This window comes from Belliella buryatensis (assembly GCF_900188245.1).
Lineage (GTDB): Bacteria > Bacteroidota > Bacteroidia > Cytophagales > Cyclobacteriaceae > Belliella > Belliella buryatensis.
The window spans coordinates 2,102-3,425 of the sequence record NZ_FZOK01000034.1 but is presented as its reverse complement, the minus strand read 5'-3'; the positions used below and the strand labels follow the sequence as shown (position 1 = coordinate 3,425).

At 47.9% G+C, this 1,324-nt stretch carries 1 protein-coding gene; it reads right to left on the bottom strand.

What is annotated here, in order from left to right:
* Nucleotides 1–1,324, bottom strand: a 1,324-nt coding sequence (locus CHB66_RS16640; RefSeq protein WP_141107419.1) for an OmpA family protein, incomplete at both ends; no start/stop codon positions are given.

Sequence of the window (1,324 nt, the reverse complement as noted above, 5' to 3'; positions counted from 1 at the left end):
CTTCAACTTCAGTTCTGTTCTTCTATTTTCCTGATGTTGGGCTTCGGTGCAGTCGCCACAGTCATGGATCGGTCTTGTCTTGCCAAACCACTCCGAGTTCATCCTCGCCGCTTCCACACCTCTCTTCTTCAAGTACTCCATCACCACTTGCGCTCTACGCTCACTCAGTGACTTGTTGTACTCCTCACTACCCCGCTGATCAGTATGACCTTCGATGTTCAAGTTCATATGCGGCATGCGCTTCAGCATGATCGCCGTACGCTCTAGCTCTTTTCTGTGCACCGGTCTGATCGTGCTCTTGTCAAAGTCGAAGTACACGATCGGTACCGCATTCAACTCTCGCTGTAGCTCTTCGAAAATACTGTTGGCATCACAGATATCTTTGTCCAGTAGTTCTTTTGGAAGTTCATACTGCTTGCTCGGATCAGGGAAGGCTTCTAGCACTAGCTCTGATCTCCTGTTCAGCTGATGCTCCCACTCTGGGCATGGCACCCCGTCTCCACAGTCATTGGTCAACTTCTCTTCGCCAAACCACTCCGCTCTGATCCTATCGCTACCTATGTTGTATTCTTTCAAATATTCACTCACAGCATCTGCTCTTCGCTGGCTCAGCGCTTCGTTGTACTCTCTGCTCGCTCTGGCATCTGTGTGTGAAGCTACCTTCAAGTCTAAGAAGCTATACTTCTGCATCAATTCTCCCAACTTCTGTAATGTAGGCTCCGCATCTGTTCTGATGAAGGACTTGTCCAAGTCATAGTACACGATGTCTACATACACTGGCATCTGATAAGGGATCGCTGCTAGTCTATAGGTTCTCTCTAATGTCTCTTCCTTCAGCCCTATCGTACTCAAGGTATTGTCATAGATGCTGAAGTAGCCTTGCTTGCTGATCTTCAACTCAAAGTTGCTCTCTGGGTTCAGCTCTGCTGTCAGTGATCCATCTGATCCTCTCTGGGTAGTGATGTTACCTGTCTGGCCTTGCTCTGTCAGCATCGCCTCAAAGCTTGCTGTAAAGATATTGCCGTCACAGTCCATCACCTTAGCCAAGAGCTTCTTGTTCAGCTCTTCTATACTGTAGATGTCATCTAGACCCATTCCTCCTCTTCTATCACTGCTGATGAATCTTCTCCCATCTGCTGCTACGCTGTAGGAAAAATCATCTCTATTCGAGTTGATCGGAGCACCCATGTTACTCACATTGCTGATATCCTTGCTCGTCGTGTTATAGGACGCTTTGAACACATCCATGCCTCCCAAGCCTGGGTGACCATTGCTCGAAAAGTAAAAACTATCTCCTGCTCTGTAAGGATGGCTCTCGTTCTTG